Genomic DNA, 16,777 nt, shown 5'->3' with positions numbered 1-16,777 from the left:
CAACCAGTTGTATATACAAGAAGATAGGTGTGTGACCCTCTTCATCTTTCCACTGTACCGCCCCGGCGCGGTCAGGCAAAAGTAAAGAACCAGAAGCTGGGCAAAGCAGACCATCATGTACAAAGGAGTAGACATGACCACCAGCGGCCCCCGCCCCGTCCGCGCCCCTCGCGGCTCCGAACTCAACACCCTTGGCTGGCAGCAGGAAGGCGCCCTGCGCATGCTCATGAACAACCTTGACCCCGAGGTAGCCGAGCACCCCGATAACCTGGTGGTCTACGGCGGCACCGGCCGCGCAGCCCGCTCCTGGGAGGCCTTTGACGCTATCGTCGCCACCCTCAAGACCCTCAAGAGCGATGAGACCATGCTGGTGCAGTCCGGCAAGCCCGTGGGCGTCTTCCGCACCAACGAATGGGCTCCGCGCGTGCTACTGGCCAACTCCAACCTGGTCGGCGACTGGGCCAACTGGGAGCACTTCCGCAAGCTCGAAGCCGAAGGCCTGATGATGTACGGTCAGATGACCGCAGGCTCCTGGATTTACATTGGCACCCAGGGTATTCTGCAGGGCACTTACGAGACTTTCGGTGCGGTAGCCCGCAAGCGATTCAACGGCACTCTGGCCGGAACTATCACCCTCACCGCTGGCCTTGGCGGTATGGGCGGTGCCCAGCCCCTGGCTGTGACCATGAACGAGGGCGTGGCTATCTGCGTGGACGTTGACGAGTCCCGCGTTGACCGCCGCATCGACCACAAGTACCTGGACGTCAAGGCCCGCGACCTCGACCACGCCCTAGAGCTCGCCATCGAGGCCCGCGACGCCAAGAAGCCCCTGTCCATCGGCGTCGTCGGCAACGCCGCCGAGATCTTCCCCGAGCTGCTGCGCCGCAAGGCCCCCATCGACATCGTTACCGACCAGACCAGCGCCCACGACCCGCTCAGCTACCTGCCCACCAAGGTCACCTTCGAGGACTGGAAGGCAGAAGCTGCCCGCGACCCCGAACTCTTCACCAAGCGCTCCCGCGAGGCCATGGCAGCCCACGTTGAGGCAATGGTTGGCTTTATGGACGCCGGTGCCGAGGTCTTCGACTACGGCAACTCCATCCGCGATGAGGCCCGCAAGGCAGGCTACCAGCGCGCCTTTGACTTCCCCGGCTTCGTACCCGCCTACATCCGCCCCCTCTTCGAAGAGGGCCTGGGCCCCTTCCGCTGGTGCGCCCTCTCCGGCGACCCCAAAGACATCAAGAAGACCGATCAGGCCATTCTCGAACTCTTCCCCGAGAACGAGCACCTCAAGCGCTGGATCACCATGGCCGGTGAGAAGGTCGCCTACGAGGGCCTGCCCGCCCGTATCTGCTGGCTGGGCTACGGCGAGCGCCATAAGGCAGGTCTCAAGTTCAACGAGATGGTGGCTAGCGGCGAGCTCTCTGCCCCCATCGCCATTGGCCGTGACCACCTGGATTCCGGTTCGGTAGCATCCCCCTATCGTGAGACCGAGGGAATGAAGGACGGCACCGACGCCGTTGCCGACTGGCCCCTGCTCAACGCCCTGGTGAACACCTCATCGGGTGCGTCCTGGGTATCCATCCACCACGGTGGCGGCGTGGGCATGGGCCGCTCCATCCATGCGGGCCAGGTCTGCATCGCTGACGGTTCTGAGCTGGCCGCTGCCAAGCTGGAGCGGGTACTGACCAACGACCCCGGCATGGGCGTGATTCGCCACGCGGACGCCGGCTACGAGTATGCCCAGCAGGTTGCGGCTGAGCGTGGGGTTCGTATTCCCATGCAGGAAAACCGCTAGCCATGACCAGCCGTCTCTTTATCAACATCGGGTCACTGGTCACCAACGACCCCACCCTGGACCGCGGGCCCCTCGGCGTACTCGAAAACGCCGCCTTCGTGGTGGAGCAGGGCCGAATCACCTGGGTTGGCGCAGCCAGCCAGGCACCGGCGTCCGACCGCTGCCTAGACCTGGGCGGGCGCGCCGTGCTGCCGGGCTTCGTGGAGTCCCACTCCCACCTGGTTTTTGCCGGGGACCGCTCGCACGAGTTTGCCGCCCGTATGGAGGGCAAACCGTACGAAGCTGGTGGCATCCGCACCACCATCGAGGCTACCCGGGCCGCAAGTGCAGCTGAGCTGGAACTCACCACCCGCTCGCTCATGCAGGAGTACGCCCGGGCCGGGGCGACCACGATTGAGGTGAAGACCGGCTATGGCCAGTCGGCTGAATCTGAACTGAAATCGGTGCAGGTCGCTGCGGCCTGCACCGACGAGGTCACCCTGCTGGCTGCCCATGTGGCTCCGCCGGAGTACCGGGATAAGCACGATGAGTACGTGCAGATGGTGGTTGACACCATGATCCCGGAGTGCGCCCCCTACGCCTCATGGATTGACGTATTCTGCGAGCGCGGTGCCTTTAGCGAGGACGAATCCCGGGCCGTTTTGCAGGCCGGTATCGCTGCCGGTTTGAAGGTGCGCGTGCACGGGAATCAGCTGACCTACGGGGCCGGTGTGCAGCTGGCGGTTGAGCTGGGCGCTGCCAGCGTGGACCACGTGGTCTACCTGACGGACGCGGACGTCGACGCCCTAGCTAACAGCTCCACGGTGGCTACCGTGCTGCCCGGGGCAGATTTTTCAACCCGGGGCGCCTACCCCGACGCCCGCCGCCTGCTGGATGCCGGGGCAACGGTGGCGCTGGGGGCAGACTGCAATCCCGGTACCTCCTTCACCACCTCCATCCCCTTCTGCATCGCCCTGGCCGTGCGGGATCTGCACATGAGCCCCGATGAAGCCGTCTGGGCGGCAACCGCCGGGGGAGCGGCAGCCCTGGGGCGCACCGACATCGGTGCCATCACCGTGGGAGCCCGCGCCGACGTCCTCGCCCTGGATGCCCCCAACCACCTGCACCTGGCTTACCGCCCCGGCGTGCCCCTGGTCGCAGGTGTCTGGAAGGACGGGCAGACCGTCGTACCCCTGTACGAGGAGGAAAACTAGTGATCCAGGCAATAACCGACCGGCCAGCCCTGGCATGGAGCGGACGCGACGACGGGGCCGGAGCCGAACACCGCAGGCTCTTCCAGGCCGTGCAGCCGCTCGCCCAGCTCACCCAGAAGCCGGACGCCCTCTTCATCGGCTTTGCCTCCGACGAGGGAGTGCGCCGCAACCAGGGGCGCACCGGCGCCGCCGAAGGGCCCACCGTCCTGCGCTCTGCCCTGGGCACCCTGGCCCTGGCCCAGAGCGCGTCTGGCAAGCGCCGCACCGACCTCGTCCTGGGGGACGCCGGTGATGTCGTCGTCACCAACCGCGACCTCGTCGGTGGCCACCGCAGGCTATCAGAAGCCGTCACCGCCACCATCGACGAAGGCTCCCTGCCCGTGGTACTCGGCGGCGGGCACGAAGTCGCCTACGGCACCTACAAGGGGCTGGCGGCGTCCGCCCGCAGAAAAAATCACCGGGGGCAGGGCAGAGCCGCGCGCATCGGCATCCTCAACCTCGACGCCCACTTCGACCTGCGCGAAGCGGACGAACCCACCAGTGGAACCCCCTTCAGCCAGGCGCTCGCCGACGAAGAATGGGCAGGCACCGAACTGACCTACGCGGTCGTGGGCATCTCTGAGGCAGCCAACACCCAGGTACTCTTCGACGCCGCAGACCGCGCCCGCGTGCACTACCTGCTCGATGAAGAAACCCACTGGGGCAACCTACAAGCCATCGACAAGTTCGTTGAGGTCTTCACCGCAAACGTCGACCTGATCTACCTGACCCTGGATCTGGACGTCCTGCCGGCGGCCGTTGCCCCCGGCGTCAGCGCCCCTGCCGCGCTGGGCGTAGACCCTGCCATCATCAACCGCATCATGGGTAGGGTTGCTGCCTCGGGTAAGCTCGCCGCCTTCGACGTGGCCGAACTCAACCCCTCCCTCGACATCGACGGACGCACCGCCAAAACCGCAGCCCGCCTGATTCACACCGTCCTGACCTGGCATACGCCTCTGCCGGAGTAGGGCACCTCAATACACTTTCAAAGGAGAAAACCATGACCACCACCATCACCGTCGGCATCGGGCCCGTGAGCTTCGCCGACCTGATTGCAGTTGCCCGCCACGGCGCGGCCGTCACCATCAGCGACGAAGCCCTGGCTGAAATCGAAAAATCTAGCCAGCGTATCCGCGACCTTGCCAACTCCGATACCCCCGTCTACGGCGTCTCCACCGGCTTCGGCGCCCTGGCTAACAAACACATCCCCCTTGAGATGCGCAAGGCACTGCAACGTGGCCTGATCCGCTCCCACGCGGCAGGCTCCGGCCCCGAGGTTGAAACCGAAGTGATTCGCGCCCTTATGCTCCTGCGCCTTTCAACCCTGGCAACCGGTCGCACCGGCGTCCGCCCCGTCGTCGCCCAGGCCTACGCCGACATGCTTTCTGCCGGCCTCACCCCGGTGGTGCGCGAGTACGGTTCGCTGGGCTGCTCCGGCGACCTGGCGCCCCTGTCGCACTGCGCCCTGGCCATCATTGGTGAAGGTCAGGTGCGGGACGCCGACGGCCAGCTCTACGAGACTGCTGAGGCTTTCGAGAAGTTCGGGCTGACCCCGGTTGAACTGGCAGAGAAGGAGGGCCTGGCCCTCATCAACGGCACCGACGGCATGCTGGGCATGCTGGTGATGGCCCTGACCGACCTGGACGCCCTGGTCAAGCTCGCCGACATCGCTGCGGCCATGAGCGTGGAGGGTCTTGCCGGGACCGACCGCGTCTTCGCCCCCGACCTGCACCAGCTGCGCCCCCACCCCGGCCAGGGGGCAGCGGCTGCCAACATGAAGAAGGTGCTGGAGGGCTCCGGCATTATCCAGCACCACGCCGAGAACGTGACCACCTACGTGCAGGACGCCTACTCCCTGCGCTGCGCGCCCCAGGTCGCCGGTGCCGTGCGCGACACCATCGAGCACGCCCGCACTGTTGCCCTGCGCGAGCTGGCCTCGGCGGTCGATAACCCCGTGGTGACCCTCGACGGCCGTGTGGAATCCAACGGTAACTTCCACGGCGCCCCGGTCGCCTACGTGCTGGACTTCCTGGCTATCGCCGTAGCCGATGCTGCCTCCATCTCGGAGCGCCGCACCGACCGCTTCCTCGATGTTGCCCGCAACCGCGGCCTGCCGCCCTTCCTGGCCGACGACCCCGGCGTGGACTCGGGCCACATGATCGCCCAGTACACCCAGGCCGTGATTGTCTCTGAGCTCAAGCGCCTGGCTGTGCCCGCCTCGGCAGACTCCATTCCTTCCTCGGCTATGCAGGAGGACCACGTCTCCATGGGCTGGTCGGCTGCCCGCAAGCTGCGCAAGGCGGTGGACGGGCTCACCCGCGTCCTCGCCATCGAAATCCTGACCGCCGCCCGCGGTATTGACCTGCGCGCCCCGCAGACCCCTTCACCGGCAACCGCCGCTGTGATTGAGCGCCTACGCAAGGACGTCGCTGGCCCCGGCCCCGACCGCTTCCTCTCACCCGAAATCGAACAAACCGTGGAACTGGTCGCCAACGGTGAGCTGCTGGCTGCGGCTGAAAGCGTCACCGGCCGTCTCGCCTAGTTCTCCGTCTTACGGAAATATAAAGGCACACGGGTGCCTAAACTGGGCCAAAGAGCCCGCTATCTTCTAAGATAGAGATAAGCACCCGTGTGCTCGGCACCCCATACACCTGCGAACGCACGCCCACACACTACAAGGAGACTCACATGGCACAGCAGACCGTTGAGATGGTCCCCGACCTGCCCTACAACAACCACGGCAACACCACCGCCTCATGGGCCATGGTCATTATCATGATTGTCGGCGCAATCATCGGTGCCGTCGGCTTCTGCATCTCAAACACCCCCATCTTCGTTGTCGGCGTCGCCATCATCGCCATCGGCGTTGTTGCCGGTATCGTGCTGCGCTCAGCTGGCTACGGCCAGGGCGGCAAGCACACCAAGTACCACCACTAAAACCCAAACCCACCCGGGTGAGGTTTAGAGAAGGGGCACCCCGCACAGGCGCGAGGTGCCCCTTACCTTTTCTTCACATGTGTTCTCACCCGGTGAACCCGTCTGGCAAACGTTCAGCCACCTGAGCGATACTAGAGGGGCACCACCAACCCAACCTGCGCCGTCCGCGCACCAGCACCAAGGGGCACCATGACCGTACTTGACGACATCATCGTAGGCGTCCGCGAAGACCTCGAAACCCGCCGCGCCGCCCTGCCACTGGACGAGCTCAAGCAGCGCGCCGCCGCCCAGGCTCCCGCGCTTGATGCCCTAGCCGCCCTGCGCGGTGCCGAAACTGGCAGTGTTGAAATTATTTCAGAGGTCAAGCGGTCCTCACCGTCTAAGGGCGCCCTCTCCGACATCCCTGACCCCGCGGAACTGGCCGCCGCTTACCAGGCCGGGGGAGCAGCCGCTATCTCGGTACTCACCGAAGAGCGCCGCTTCAAGGGAACCCTGGCTGACCTCGACGCCGTCCGCGCCGCCGTCAGCATCCCAGTGCTGCGCAAGGACTTCACCGTCGACGAGTACCAAATCTGGGAGGCCCGCGCCCACGGTGCTGACCTGGTTCTGCTCATCGTTGCCGCCCTCGACGACGACACCCTGCGCCGCTTTCTCGACCTCACCCACGAACTCGGCATGAATGCCCTGGTCGAAACCCACACCCCCGAAGAAATCGAGCGGGCTGTTGCAGTGGGCGCCCGTATTGTGGGTGTGAACGTGCGCAACCTCAAGACCCTAGAGGTCGATAACGCCAACTTCAGCAAGCTAGCCCCCCTGCTGCCCGCCGATGCCATCATCGTGGCAGAATCCGGCGTTGCCAGCCCCGAGGACGTCGCCGACTACGCCTCGCACGGCGCCAAGGCTGTGCTGGTGGGCGAGGCCCTCGTAAAATCTGGCACCCCCACCGAGACCCTGCGCGACTTCCGCGCCGCCGGTGTCCAGGCCCGGCAAACCTGGCTGGGCTCCCAGCCAGCCTAACCCCACACCTGCTTACCCCGCACCGCGCCTGCCGCGCCCCGAGAGAGCCGAGCACAGGCGTCCGCCCCCCCATCAGACACTCAACGTTTAGCCCACCGAAGGGAAACCCCATGACTGAAACCCTCGCAGACCAATTCCTGGCCTCGGGCCAGAGCCTCAAAAACGCGCCCGGCCCCTACTTTGGGCAGTACGGCGGGCGCTACATGGCAGAATCCTTGATTGCCGCCATGGACGAGCTCGAAGCCACCTTCAACGAGGCTAAAAACGACCCCGAATTCTTAGCCGAGTTCCGCCGCCTCTCGGCCGAATACTCCAACCGCCCCTCCCCGCTGACCGAGGTTCCCCGCCTCTCCGCCGAAGCCGGGGGAGTGCGCTTCTTCCTCAAGCGCGAAGACCTCAACCACACCGGGTCCCACAAAATCAACAACGTCATCGGCCAGGCCCTGCTGGCTAAGCGCATGGGCAAGACCCGCCTCATCGCCGAAACCGGCGCAGGCCAGCACGGGGTCGCCACCGCCACCGCAGCCGCCCTCTTTGGCATGGAATGTGTGGTCTACATGGGCGAAGAAGACACCGAACGTCAGGCCCTGAACGTCGCCCGCATGCAGCTGCTGGGCGCAACCGTCATCGCCGTGCAGACCGGCTCCCGCACCCTCAAAGATGCCATCAACGAGGCTCTGCGCGACTGGGTATCCAACGTTGACACCACCCACTACCTGCTCGGCACCGCAGCAGGCGCCCACCCCTTCCCCGCCATGGTGCGTTACTTCCACGACGCCATCGGCACCGAAGCCCGCGAACAGTTCCTCGAAGCCACCGGCACCCTGCCCACCGGCATCGCAGCCTGCGTCGGCGGCGGCTCCAACGCGATCGGCCTCTTCCACGCCTTCCTCGACGACGCCGATGTCAAAATCTACGGCTTCGAAGCCGGCGGCGACGGGATCGACACCGACCGCCACGCAGCCACCATCAACCTGGGCCGCCCCGGCATGCTCCACGGCGCCATCACCTACCTCATGCAGGACGAAGACGGCCAAACCATCGAGTCCCACTCCATCTCAGCAGGCCTCGACTACCCCGGTGTCGGCCCCGAACACGCCTACCTCTCAGACATTGGCCGCGTAGACTACCAGGCCGTCACCGACACCGAAGCCATGGACGCCCTGCGCCTGCTCTGTCGCACCGAAGGCATCATCCCCGCCCTCGAATCGGCCCATGCGCTCGCCGGTGCCCTGCGTGTTGCTAAGGAATGGGCGGACGCAGACCCCGCGACCGCTCACGAAAAGTCCATGATTGTCTGCCTTTCCGGCCGCGGAGATAAGGACATGGAAACCGCCCTCAAGTGGTTTGGCTTGGGCAAGGCTATTCCCTCGACCAGCCTGAACGTGGGGAACAAGGAAGCCGCGGCGGAAACCGCCTCGCAGAACGATACGACCGCACAAAACGAAAGCAAGGGTGCCTAATGAGCCACATCGATTTTCAGGACGAAACCCGCTACTCCGTGCGCAAGGGTAGCTTCCCTGCCCCCAACCCCGACTCCAAGATGGCCGTCCGCCTTGCCGAGTGCAAGGCTGAGGGTCGTGCTGCCCTGATCGGCTACCTGCCGGTAGGCTACCCCAGTGTTGATGAGTCTATCGAGGCTGCGATTGAGATGGGCCGGAACGGGGTCGACATTATCGAGCTGGGTCTGCCCTACTCAGACCCGGTCATGGACGGCCCCGTGATTCAGCGGGCCACTGTTGAAGCCATTGATAAGGGCTTCCGTACCGATGATCTCTTCCGTGCGGTCCGCGAGATTACCGCCGCCACCGATGCCGTGGTGCTGGTGATGACCTACTGGAACCCCGTGCTGCGCCGCGGCGTCGACCGTTTCGCCCAAGAGCTGGTTGCAGCCGGTGGTGCGGGTCTGATTACCCCCGACCTGGTTCCCGATGAGGCCGCTGACTGGTTTGAAGCGTCCGAGAAGCACGGCCTGGACCGCATCTTCCTGGCAGCAATCTCGTCCACCCCTGAGCGTCTAGCCCTGATTTCGAAGGCTTCGAGCGGCTTTGTCTACGCTGTCTCGGTTATGGGCGTGACCGGTGCCCGCTCGTCGGTGAACACCGCAGCAGAGACCCTGGTTTCTGACCTGTGTGCCGCCGGTGCCCCCGCTGTCTGCGTGGGGCTGGGCGTTTCAAAGCGTGAGCACGTTGAAGAAATCGGTGCCTACGCCGACGGTGTCATCGTGGGCACTGCCCTGGTGAAGGCTCTGGCTGAGGGCGGCCCGTCCGCTGTGGGTGCTCTGACCCGCCAACTAGCTGGCCGCGAGTAGGGTAGGGGCCGAATGACTGCTACTGTGCTTGCTTCCATCCCCTCGCCGTCCATCTCGACTATCGAGCTGGGCCCCCTGACCATCCACTTCTATGCCCTCTGTATTTTGGCGGGCATTATGGTGTGTATGTGGCTCACTGGCCGCCGCTGGGCCGCCTGGGGCGAGGACCCCGAGAGGGTCTGGGACGTTGCCATGTGGGCCATTCCCTCCGGCATTATCGGTGCCCGCCTCTACCACGTGCTGATTACCGACCCGGGCTCCTACTTCGGTGAGGGCGCTGACCTGCTTGATGTCTTCAAGATTTGGGAGGGCGGTATCGGCATCATGGGCGCGATCTCGGTCGGTGGCCTGGGTGCCTGGTACGCCTGCCGCCGGTACGGTATTTCGCTGGCTAAGTTCGCGGACGCCGCCGCCCCCGGAATCATGATCGCCCAGGCTATGGGCCGCTGGGGCAACTGGTTTAACCAGGAGCTCTTCGGCAAGCCCACCACCCTGCCCTGGGGCCTGGAAATTTCGGCTACCTCGCCCAACTTCCCTGATCAATACCCGGCGGGCACGCTCTTTCACCCGACTTTTCTCTATGAGTCCCTGTGGAACCTGGTGGGCGCGGCCCTGCTGATTGCCCTGGGCCGTCGCGGCATCTTCCAGCTGGGCCAGACCTTCTGGGCCTACGTTGTCTGGTACGGTTTTGGCCGTCTCATGATTGAGACTTTCTTGCGAATCGATACCGCTGAGATGCTGCTGGGGGTTCGTATTCACGTGTGGACGTCCGGCGCAATCTTGCTGCTGGGCATCGTCATGTTCGCGCTGATGGGGCTACGAGCGCGTAGGCGTGGCGAGCTCCCGGGGGCCTATAGGCAGGATGCTGTCGTGCCCAGCGCGGACGAGTCCGCCCCGGCGTCCGTCCGATCCGGCGACTAGCGCACAAGCATAGAAACTAATCCGCACTTATTCTGAATAGTCCGCAACTAGTTGCGGGTACATCAGAATAAGTGCGGATTACTTTTTACTCTGGGACAGCCTGGCATGACTCTCGGGCTTACCACTTGCGGCAGCTGGCTTAGACCCTACTCTTTTTCTCTTGACCCTACGGTTTATCTCGGGGCGAAGAGAGAAGGGGCAGGGTCTTATTGCATCACTTAACAAATTGATATGTCTGCTTATCAAAAGGTAGGGTTAAGGTAAGTATTATGGATTGCGTCAATGACTGGCGCAGATTTCACCTGGGTCACGACGCTCACGGGGCTGGTTGTAGGGCTTCCGTTCGCCGCTGCTGGTTTTAACCGAAACCTGGCGCAGTGGGAGCGTAACGAATACCAGCAGGTGCGATAAAAGGTGGTGTGTAGATGTGAAGCGACAGCGCTTACAAATGCTTGGGCTAACGGGAATGATGCTCTTGTCTGGTTGTTCCGCGTCTGAAGCTGGTGTTGATACGGTGAGTCTGGAACCACCTGCGGGCGCTTATGCGTGGACTCCAATTACTAAAGGTTTTGACCATCACATTAGAACCTGATCCGCACTTATTCTGAATAGTCCGCAACTAGTTGCGGGTAAACCAGAATAGGTGCGGATTACTTTTTGCCCTGGGCTAGTCTGGTGAGCAGGGCGGACGCGCGGTGGGCCCGCATACTCACCAGCGACGAGTTCGTAGAGTCACTGGGCTTCTGTATAGAAGCGTAGAGATAGTAGCCCGCCAAAGCGACAACAGTAGCCTGCAAGAACCCAATCGCAGGGCGCCCGGACGTCGGCATCAGCTCGTATACCTCAGCGAGAGTCAGCTCGGGGTCAGCAATCAGAGCATCAGTTGCCACCGAGGCCCAGTCAATTTGGGTGTTACCCACCGTCGCCCAAGGCCAGTCAATCAAAATAGCCTCGCCAGTGGGGCGAATCAGAATGTTGTCGCCCCGCAAATCGGTATGCACATAGGAGCTCCCTGCCAGATGGGCGACCAGGTGCTCGTCTACAAAGGCGGCAAACTCGGCGGCTTTCATGTTGATAAAGGGCAGTAGCTGCACCAGCTGCTGATAGGAATCAGTGGCCTGAACATAGACCAGGTGCTCTTGGGTTACACCCCGAGCGAGTTTGTACCAAAAAATGAGTTCCTCGGTCAGGTCAGCTTCGGTGGTTGGTAGGTTTAGGTCTGGGTCAACCGGAACCCGGCTCATGCTCTCTAAGGACCGAAAAACGGCGGCCAGTTCCTCTTTCTGCCAGGGGCTTGCCGGGTGCCACCCCTCGATATCTTCCAGAAGCAGAGCAACCCAGCCTGCGTCGTCCGCCTCGGGAAAATCGCGGGTGGCAAGGACGGACGGGATCGGGGTGCTGCTGGGGAAGGACGCGGTGATGCGGCCCTCCTGCCGGTGCAGGTCAGCCGTGTGAGGATGGAGGCTAGCGTCAACAGCCTTGAGGAAAGCCCTGTGCCCGCTTGCAGTGACTAGGCGGTCGGCGGTGCCCAGGCTGTACCCGCCGCTTTGCGACTCAGCGCCTACCACGGGGCTGCCTAGCTCTTCTTCAACCCATGCCTGTACGGAACGGGGGAGGTCTGCCCAAGTGGCACGTTGGCTGGTGGCTACTGCGGATGCGGTCTGGTCGCTCATGGCTCTAGTGTAGCTACCAGGTGCTGCCAATGGCGGTACATCCCCTTCGGCGCTCTTAGTGTAGTTTGCGCCGTAACAGGGCAGAAAAAAGCTCAGAGCCCTGGCGCCTAACCGTATTCAACACCTAGGCTTTAAGTGAGCCACACCACCCAGTCTGGTTTACTTTGAAGGAGCTATCACATGGACACCATGAAAGCCGTTGTTGTTTCTGACCGCCTCGATGGAACCGTAGATATCAAGGACGTCCCCGTACCCGAAGTAGGGCACGGGCAGGTGCTTGCCAAGATTGAATACTCGGGCATCTGCCACACCGACCTGCACGTAGCAGCCAGCGATTTCGGCGAAAAGCCCGGTCGCATCCTGGGGCATGAGGGCGTCGGCGTGATTACCGAAGTTGGCCCCGGTGTAGACCACCTCGAGGTAGGCGACCGTGTCTGCGTTCCCTGGTTCTTCAAGGGCTGCGGCCATTGCGAATACTGCACGGACGGCCGTGAAACCTTCTGCCGCTCCGTCATCAATGCCGGCTACACCGCCGATGGTGGCATGAGTGAATACACCCTGCTCTATGCTGACTACACCGTCAAAGTCCCTGATGCCCTCGACCCGGTCGAGGCGACCTCTATTACCTGTGCGGGTGTGACCACCTACAAGGCTGTGAAGGAAAGCGGCGTGCGCCCCGGCCAGTGGATTGTCTGTTTTGGTGCCGGCGGCCTGGGCAATCTCTCTGTGCAGTACGCCAAGAACGTCTTTGGCGCCCAGGTCATTGCCGTTGACCTCAACGAAGACAAGCTGCTGCTGGCTAAGGACAGCGGTGCAGACGTAGTCATTAACGCCAAGAACGTTGAAGACGTTGTAGAAGAAATCAAGAACACCACCGGCGGCGCTGGTGCCCACGTTGCTGTTGTTACCGCCGTGGCTAAGGCAGCCTTCAACCAGGCCGTTGACTCTGTGCGCGCCGGTGGCACCGTGGTTGCCGTTGGTCTGCCCACCGAGTCCATGGACCTCAACATCCCCCGCCTGGTGCTTGACGGCATTAAGGTGCAGGGCTCCCTGGTGGGTACCCGCCAGGATCTCGCCGAGGCCTTCGAATTTGGCGCCCAGGGGCGCGTCAAGCCCGTGGTTCAGCTGCGCCCGGTCGAAGATGCCCAGGCAATCTTTGACGAAATGCACGCCGGCTTAATTAACGGACGCATGGTGCTCGACTTTACGGGGGCAACCCACTAAATGGCCTACCGCTGGGTGGGGCTCTGGAGCTTTCCAGGGCCCCACTTTTCTACTCTCTATATGAAATATTTATCTCATATAGCAAGATTTAAAGTTTCAAGTCTGTTTCAATTTACCGCCGCTGCGTAACGTCACTCTTTGAATAATTACGCAAAATATTCATGACCTAATCCGGCTTTGCCTAGGTCACACGGGCTCAATTTCTAGACAAAGAGCGTATCTAGTAGGGGAGTGACCCCAAGCCCACCCGTGTAACGCCCAGCTGCCTGTTGAATCTTTACACGCAGGGGCGTATAAATTTACACATACGTAACGAAGTCTCTAGAGACTGATGGAACATTACTCTCGCACCTACCCGAATGCGAGGCGAACCGCAGGCTCAGGCCCCCACCCGGGCGTCCTTGAGTCACCACACGCTCCATCGTCACAGCGAGGCGACCACCGACATCTTGTGCTACAACGGAGCGGCTAAACCGCAGGTATCCTGTGCCATCAGCTCCAGCGCGCCAGCCGTTTAGCCCATTCCACCGGCACCAGAGCCCAACGTAAGTAGGAACGGCCCACATGAGTCACACCACGCTCGGCAGTGCAGTCCACGCCGATAAGACCTTCACCCAGGACCCCCACACCCTCGGGCACGCCCCTTCACCCTTCACCACCTTTGCTTCCATTCCCGAGGCTACCGGTCTCTACAGCCCTGAGAATGAAAAGGACGCCTGCGGTCTGGCGATGATTGCCACCCTGCGCGGTACCCCCGGCCACGACATCGTTGATCACGCACTGACAGCCCTGCGCCGTCTGGAGCACCGTGGCGCTGTTGGTGCGGACGAGGGAACCGGCGACGGCGCCGGTATTCTGCTGCAGATTCCCGATGCCTTCCTGCGCGAGGTCGTAGACTTCGACCTGCCCGAACTCGGTAAGTACGCAGTGGGCACCGCCTACCTGCCTAGCGGTGGTGAGAACGCCGAAGAGCTCAAAGAGGGCCTGACCCAGATTGCCCAGCGCGAGGGCCTGCGCGTGCTTGGCTGGCGCGAGGTGCCGGTCAAGGCAGATATCGTCGGTAAGGCTGCCCGCGAGGTCATGCCCTACTTCGTGCAGATGTTCATCGCAGAGGCATCCGGCGAAGACCTGGATGCCGTCAACGCCCCCTTCACTGGGCACATCCCCGTCATCAACCTGGACGAAGATTCAGAGCGCCGCCAGCTCGACCAGAAGGCCTTCCGCGTGCGCAAGCGGGCCCAGCACAAGCTCGGCGTCTACTTCCCGTCCTTCTCATCGCGCACCATCGTCTACAAGGGCATGCTGACCACCGCGCAGCTTGAACCCTTCTACCCGGATCTCTCCGACCCGCGTTTTGCCACCAAGCTAGCGATCGTCCACTCGCGTTTCTCGACCAATACCTTCCCCTCCTGGCCCCTGGCCCAGCCCTTCCGCACCATCGCTCACAACGGCGAAATCAACACGGTCAAAGGCAACCGCAACTGGATGCGCGCGCGCCAGTCCCAGATTAAGTCCCCGGTTCTGGGCCGCAACCCCGAAGAGCTCTTCCCGATTTGCTCGGTGGGTGCCTCTGACTCCCAGAGCTTCGATGAAGTTGCAGAACTGCTGATGCTCTCGGGCCGTTCGGCTGCCCAGGTGCTGATGATGATGGTTCCCGAGGCCTGGGAAAACCACGAGACCATGGACGAGGACCGCCGCGCCTTCTACCGCTACCACTCATCCCTCATGGAGCCCTGGGACGGCCCCGCCGCTATTGCGTTTACGGACGGCGATAACGTCGGCTCCGTCCTGGACCGCAACGGTCTGCGCCCCGGCCGCTACTGGGTCACCGACGAGGGCCTGGTCATTCTGGCCTCTGAGGTTGGCGTGGTCGACATGCCCGAAGAGAAGATTGTTGAGAAGGGCCGCGTTTCGCCCGGCAAGATGTTCTTCGTTGACACGAAGGCAGGACGCCTGGTGCCCGACAAAGAGGTCAAGGCAGCGGTTGCTGCCGAGCAGCCCTGGAAGCAGTGGGCCGATGAGAACATCGTTGACCTGGCTGACCTGCCCGAGCGCGAGCATATCCGCGCCTCCCGTAAGTCGATTCTCAAGCGTCAGCAGACCTTCGGCTACACCGAAGAAGAGCTGCGGAAGATTCTCGCCCCGATGGCAAAGACTGGCGCTGAACCCATCTACGCCATGGGCACCGACACCCCCATCGCGGTGCTGTCCACCCGCCACCGCCTGCTCTTTGACTACTTCGTGCAGTCCTTTGCCCAGGTGACCAACCCGCCGCTGGACTCCATTCGTGAAGAGCTGGTGACCAGCCTCAAAACCTCTATCGGTGCCGACGGCAACCTGCTGCGCAACGGCCGCGTCAAGGTACAGCACGTGGGGCTCAACTTCCCCGTCATCAACAACGACGAACTCGATAAAATTGCCCACATCGAGGACGAGGACGGCATGCCCGCCGCTCTCAAGGTCAGCGGCCTCTACCCGGCTCACGGGGGAGAAGAAGCCCTGCGCGCCCGTATCGCTGAAATCTGCGAAAAGGTTTCTGCCGCTGTAGAACGCGGCGTGCAGTTCCTGATTCTTTCAGACCGTAACTCCAATGGCGCCTGGGCACCCATCCCGTCCCTGCTGCTGACCAGCGCCGTCCACCACCACCTGCTGCGCTCAGCTACCCGCACCAAGGTCGCCCTGATTGTTGAAGCGGGCGATGTGCGCGAGGTGCACCACGTTGCCACCCTGATTGGCTACGGCGCCTCGGCCGTCAACCCCTACCTGGCCATGGAATCAGTCGAAGAGCTGGTAGCCCAGGGCGAAATCACTGGTGTAACCGAGTCCGAAGCGGTCTACAACCTCATCAAGGCTCTGGGTAAGGGTCTGCAGAAGATTATGTCCAAGATGGGTATCTCCACCGTCTCCTCCTACTGCGGTGCGCAGACCTTCGAGGCTCTGGGCCTCTCCCAGCAGGTCGTTGACCAGTTCTTCACCGGCACCCACTCCCAGATGGACGGTGTGGGCCTGGACGTCATCGAAGCTGAAACCCGCAAGCGCCACCACGATGCCTACCCCGACGACGGCGTTTCTGTACCCCACCGCGCCCTGGAAACCGGCGGTGAGTACGACTGGCGTCGCGAGGGCCCGCCCCACCTCTTCAACCCCCAGACCATCTTCCGTCTGCAGCACTCGACCAAGACCCGCCGCTACGACATCTTCAAGTCCTACACCAAGCTGGTCGACGACCAGGCCAAGGACCTGATGACCCTGCGCGGCCTCTTCACCTTCACCGAAGACCGCACCCCCATCTCCATCGACGAGGTCGAGCCCGTCAGCGCGATCGTCAAGCGCTTCTCCACCGGTGCTATGAGCTACGGCTCCATCTCCAAGGAAGCCCACGAAACCCTGGCGATTGCCATGAACCGCCTGGGCGCCAAGTCCAACACCGGCGAGGGCGGTGAGGACGTCGACCGTCTGCTCGACCCTGAACGTTGCTCCGCCATCAAGCAGGTAGCCTCCGGTCGCTTCGGCGTTACCTCCCTCTACCTGACCAACGCCGACGACATTCAGATCAAGATGGCCCAGGGCGCCAAGCCTGGTGAGGGCGGCCAGCTCATGGCCCAGAAGGTCTACCCCTGGGTAGCCAAGACCCGCCACTCCACCCCCGGTGTCTCCCTGATTT

12 protein-coding genes are annotated in these 16,777 nt (G+C 62.9%); 11 read left to right on the top strand and 1 reads right to left on the bottom strand.

What is annotated here, in order from left to right:
- The first annotated feature begins 133 nt into the window (after positions 1–133).
- The 9 genes from hutU (at position 134) to lgt (ending at position 10,216) form a co-directional block, all read left to right on the top strand.
- Positions 134–1,798: a urocanate hydratase gene (gene hutU / locus E4U03_RS05075; RefSeq protein WP_135012103.1), complete on the top strand. Its 1,665-nt coding sequence runs from the start codon at positions 134–136 to the stop codon at positions 1,796–1,798.
- 2 nt (positions 1,799–1,800) lie between these two features.
- Positions 1,801–2,991 (top strand): imidazolonepropionase, encoded by a 1,191-nt coding sequence (gene hutI, locus E4U03_RS05070; RefSeq protein ID WP_135012101.1) that lies wholly within the window; start codon positions 1,801–1,803, stop codon positions 2,989–2,991.
- Positions 2,991–3,998, top strand: a complete 1,008-nt coding sequence (hutG, locus tag E4U03_RS05065; protein ID WP_209304120.1) for a formimidoylglutamase — start codon at positions 2,991–2,993, stop codon at positions 3,996–3,998. The genes hutI and hutG overlap by 1 nt, the downstream gene beginning before the upstream one ends.
- Positions 3,999–4,030: 32 nt before the next feature.
- Positions 4,031–5,572, top strand: a complete 1,542-nt coding sequence (hutH, locus tag E4U03_RS05060; protein WP_135012099.1) for a histidine ammonia-lyase — start codon at positions 4,031–4,033, stop codon at positions 5,570–5,572.
- A gap of 146 nt (positions 5,573–5,718) precedes the next feature.
- Complete coding sequence (locus tag E4U03_RS05055) at positions 5,719–5,967, top strand: HGxxPAAW family protein (protein WP_135012097.1); 249 nt, start codon at positions 5,719–5,721, stop codon at positions 5,965–5,967.
- A 189-nt stretch (positions 5,968–6,156) separates the two neighbouring features.
- Positions 6,157–6,984 carry an indole-3-glycerol phosphate synthase TrpC gene (gene trpC / locus E4U03_RS05050; protein ID WP_135012095.1) on the top strand — a complete coding sequence of 276 codons (828 nt, stop codon included), beginning with the start codon at positions 6,157–6,159 and terminating at the stop codon, positions 6,982–6,984.
- Between the two features lie 110 nt (positions 6,985–7,094).
- Positions 7,095–8,447, top strand: a complete 1,353-nt coding sequence (gene trpB, locus E4U03_RS05045; RefSeq protein ID WP_135012093.1) for a tryptophan synthase subunit beta — start codon at positions 7,095–7,097, stop codon at positions 8,445–8,447.
- A complete protein-coding gene (trpA, locus tag E4U03_RS05040) occupies positions 8,447–9,295 on the top strand; it encodes a tryptophan synthase subunit alpha (RefSeq protein WP_135012091.1) in 849 nt (282 codons plus the stop codon). Before trpB ends, trpA begins: the two co-directional genes overlap by 1 nt.
- Positions 9,296–9,307: 12 nt before the next feature.
- The gene (lgt, locus tag E4U03_RS05035) at positions 9,308–10,216 is read left to right on the top strand and encodes a prolipoprotein diacylglyceryl transferase (protein ID WP_135012089.1); all 909 of its coding nucleotides are present in this window, start codon (positions 9,308–9,310) and stop codon (positions 10,214–10,216) included.
- Between the two features lie 650 nt (positions 10,217–10,866).
- Here lgt and E4U03_RS05030 read toward each other — a convergent pair.
- A complete protein-coding gene (locus tag E4U03_RS05030) occupies positions 10,867–11,889 on the bottom strand; it encodes a phosphotransferase (RefSeq protein ID WP_135012087.1) in 1,023 nt (340 codons plus the stop codon).
- 180 nt (positions 11,890–12,069) lie between these two features.
- On the opposite strand from E4U03_RS05030, the gene adhP reads away from it, so the two are divergent.
- Together adhP and E4U03_RS05020 are read left to right on the top strand one after the other, a co-directional pair.
- Positions 12,070–13,113: an alcohol dehydrogenase AdhP gene (gene adhP / locus E4U03_RS05025; protein ID WP_228065866.1), complete on the top strand. Its 1,044-nt coding sequence runs from the start codon at positions 12,070–12,072 to the stop codon at positions 13,111–13,113.
- 564 nt (positions 13,114–13,677) lie between these two features.
- Positions 13,678–16,777 (top strand): glutamate synthase central domain-containing protein (locus tag E4U03_RS05020; RefSeq protein ID WP_245207668.1); only part of this gene is annotated, 3,100 nt, incomplete at its 3' end.

The organism is Rothia nasimurium (assembly GCF_004569295.1).
GTDB lineage: Bacteria > Actinomycetota > Actinomycetes > Actinomycetales > Micrococcaceae > Rothia > Rothia nasimurium_B.
Note: the sequence above shows the minus strand (reverse complement) of the source record. Positions and strands in the feature narration are given on the sequence as shown.

Coding starts and splice junctions, on each gene's coding strand:
- hutU (WP_135012103.1), top strand. CDS start 134: ATGACCACCAGCGGCCCCCGCCCCGTCCGCGCCCCTCGCGGCTCCGAA.
- hutI (WP_135012101.1), top strand. CDS start 1,801: ATGACCAGCCGTCTCTTTATCAACATCGGGTCACTGGTCACCAACGAC.
- hutH (WP_135012099.1), top strand. CDS start 4,031: ATGACCACCACCATCACCGTCGGCATCGGGCCCGTGAGCTTCGCCGAC.
- E4U03_RS05055 (WP_135012097.1), top strand. CDS start 5,719: ATGGCACAGCAGACCGTTGAGATGGTCCCCGACCTGCCCTACAACAAC.
- trpC (WP_135012095.1), top strand. CDS start 6,157: ATGACCGTACTTGACGACATCATCGTAGGCGTCCGCGAAGACCTCGAA.
- trpB (WP_135012093.1), top strand. CDS start 7,095: ATGACTGAAACCCTCGCAGACCAATTCCTGGCCTCGGGCCAGAGCCTC.
- trpA (WP_135012091.1), top strand. CDS start 8,447: ATGAGCCACATCGATTTTCAGGACGAAACCCGCTACTCCGTGCGCAAG.
- lgt (WP_135012089.1), top strand. CDS start 9,308: ATGACTGCTACTGTGCTTGCTTCCATCCCCTCGCCGTCCATCTCGACT.
- E4U03_RS05030 (WP_135012087.1), bottom strand. CDS start 11,889: ATGAGCGACCAGACCGCATCCGCAGTAGCCACCAGCCAACGTGCCACT.
- adhP (WP_228065866.1), top strand. CDS start 12,070: ATGGACACCATGAAAGCCGTTGTTGTTTCTGACCGCCTCGATGGAACC.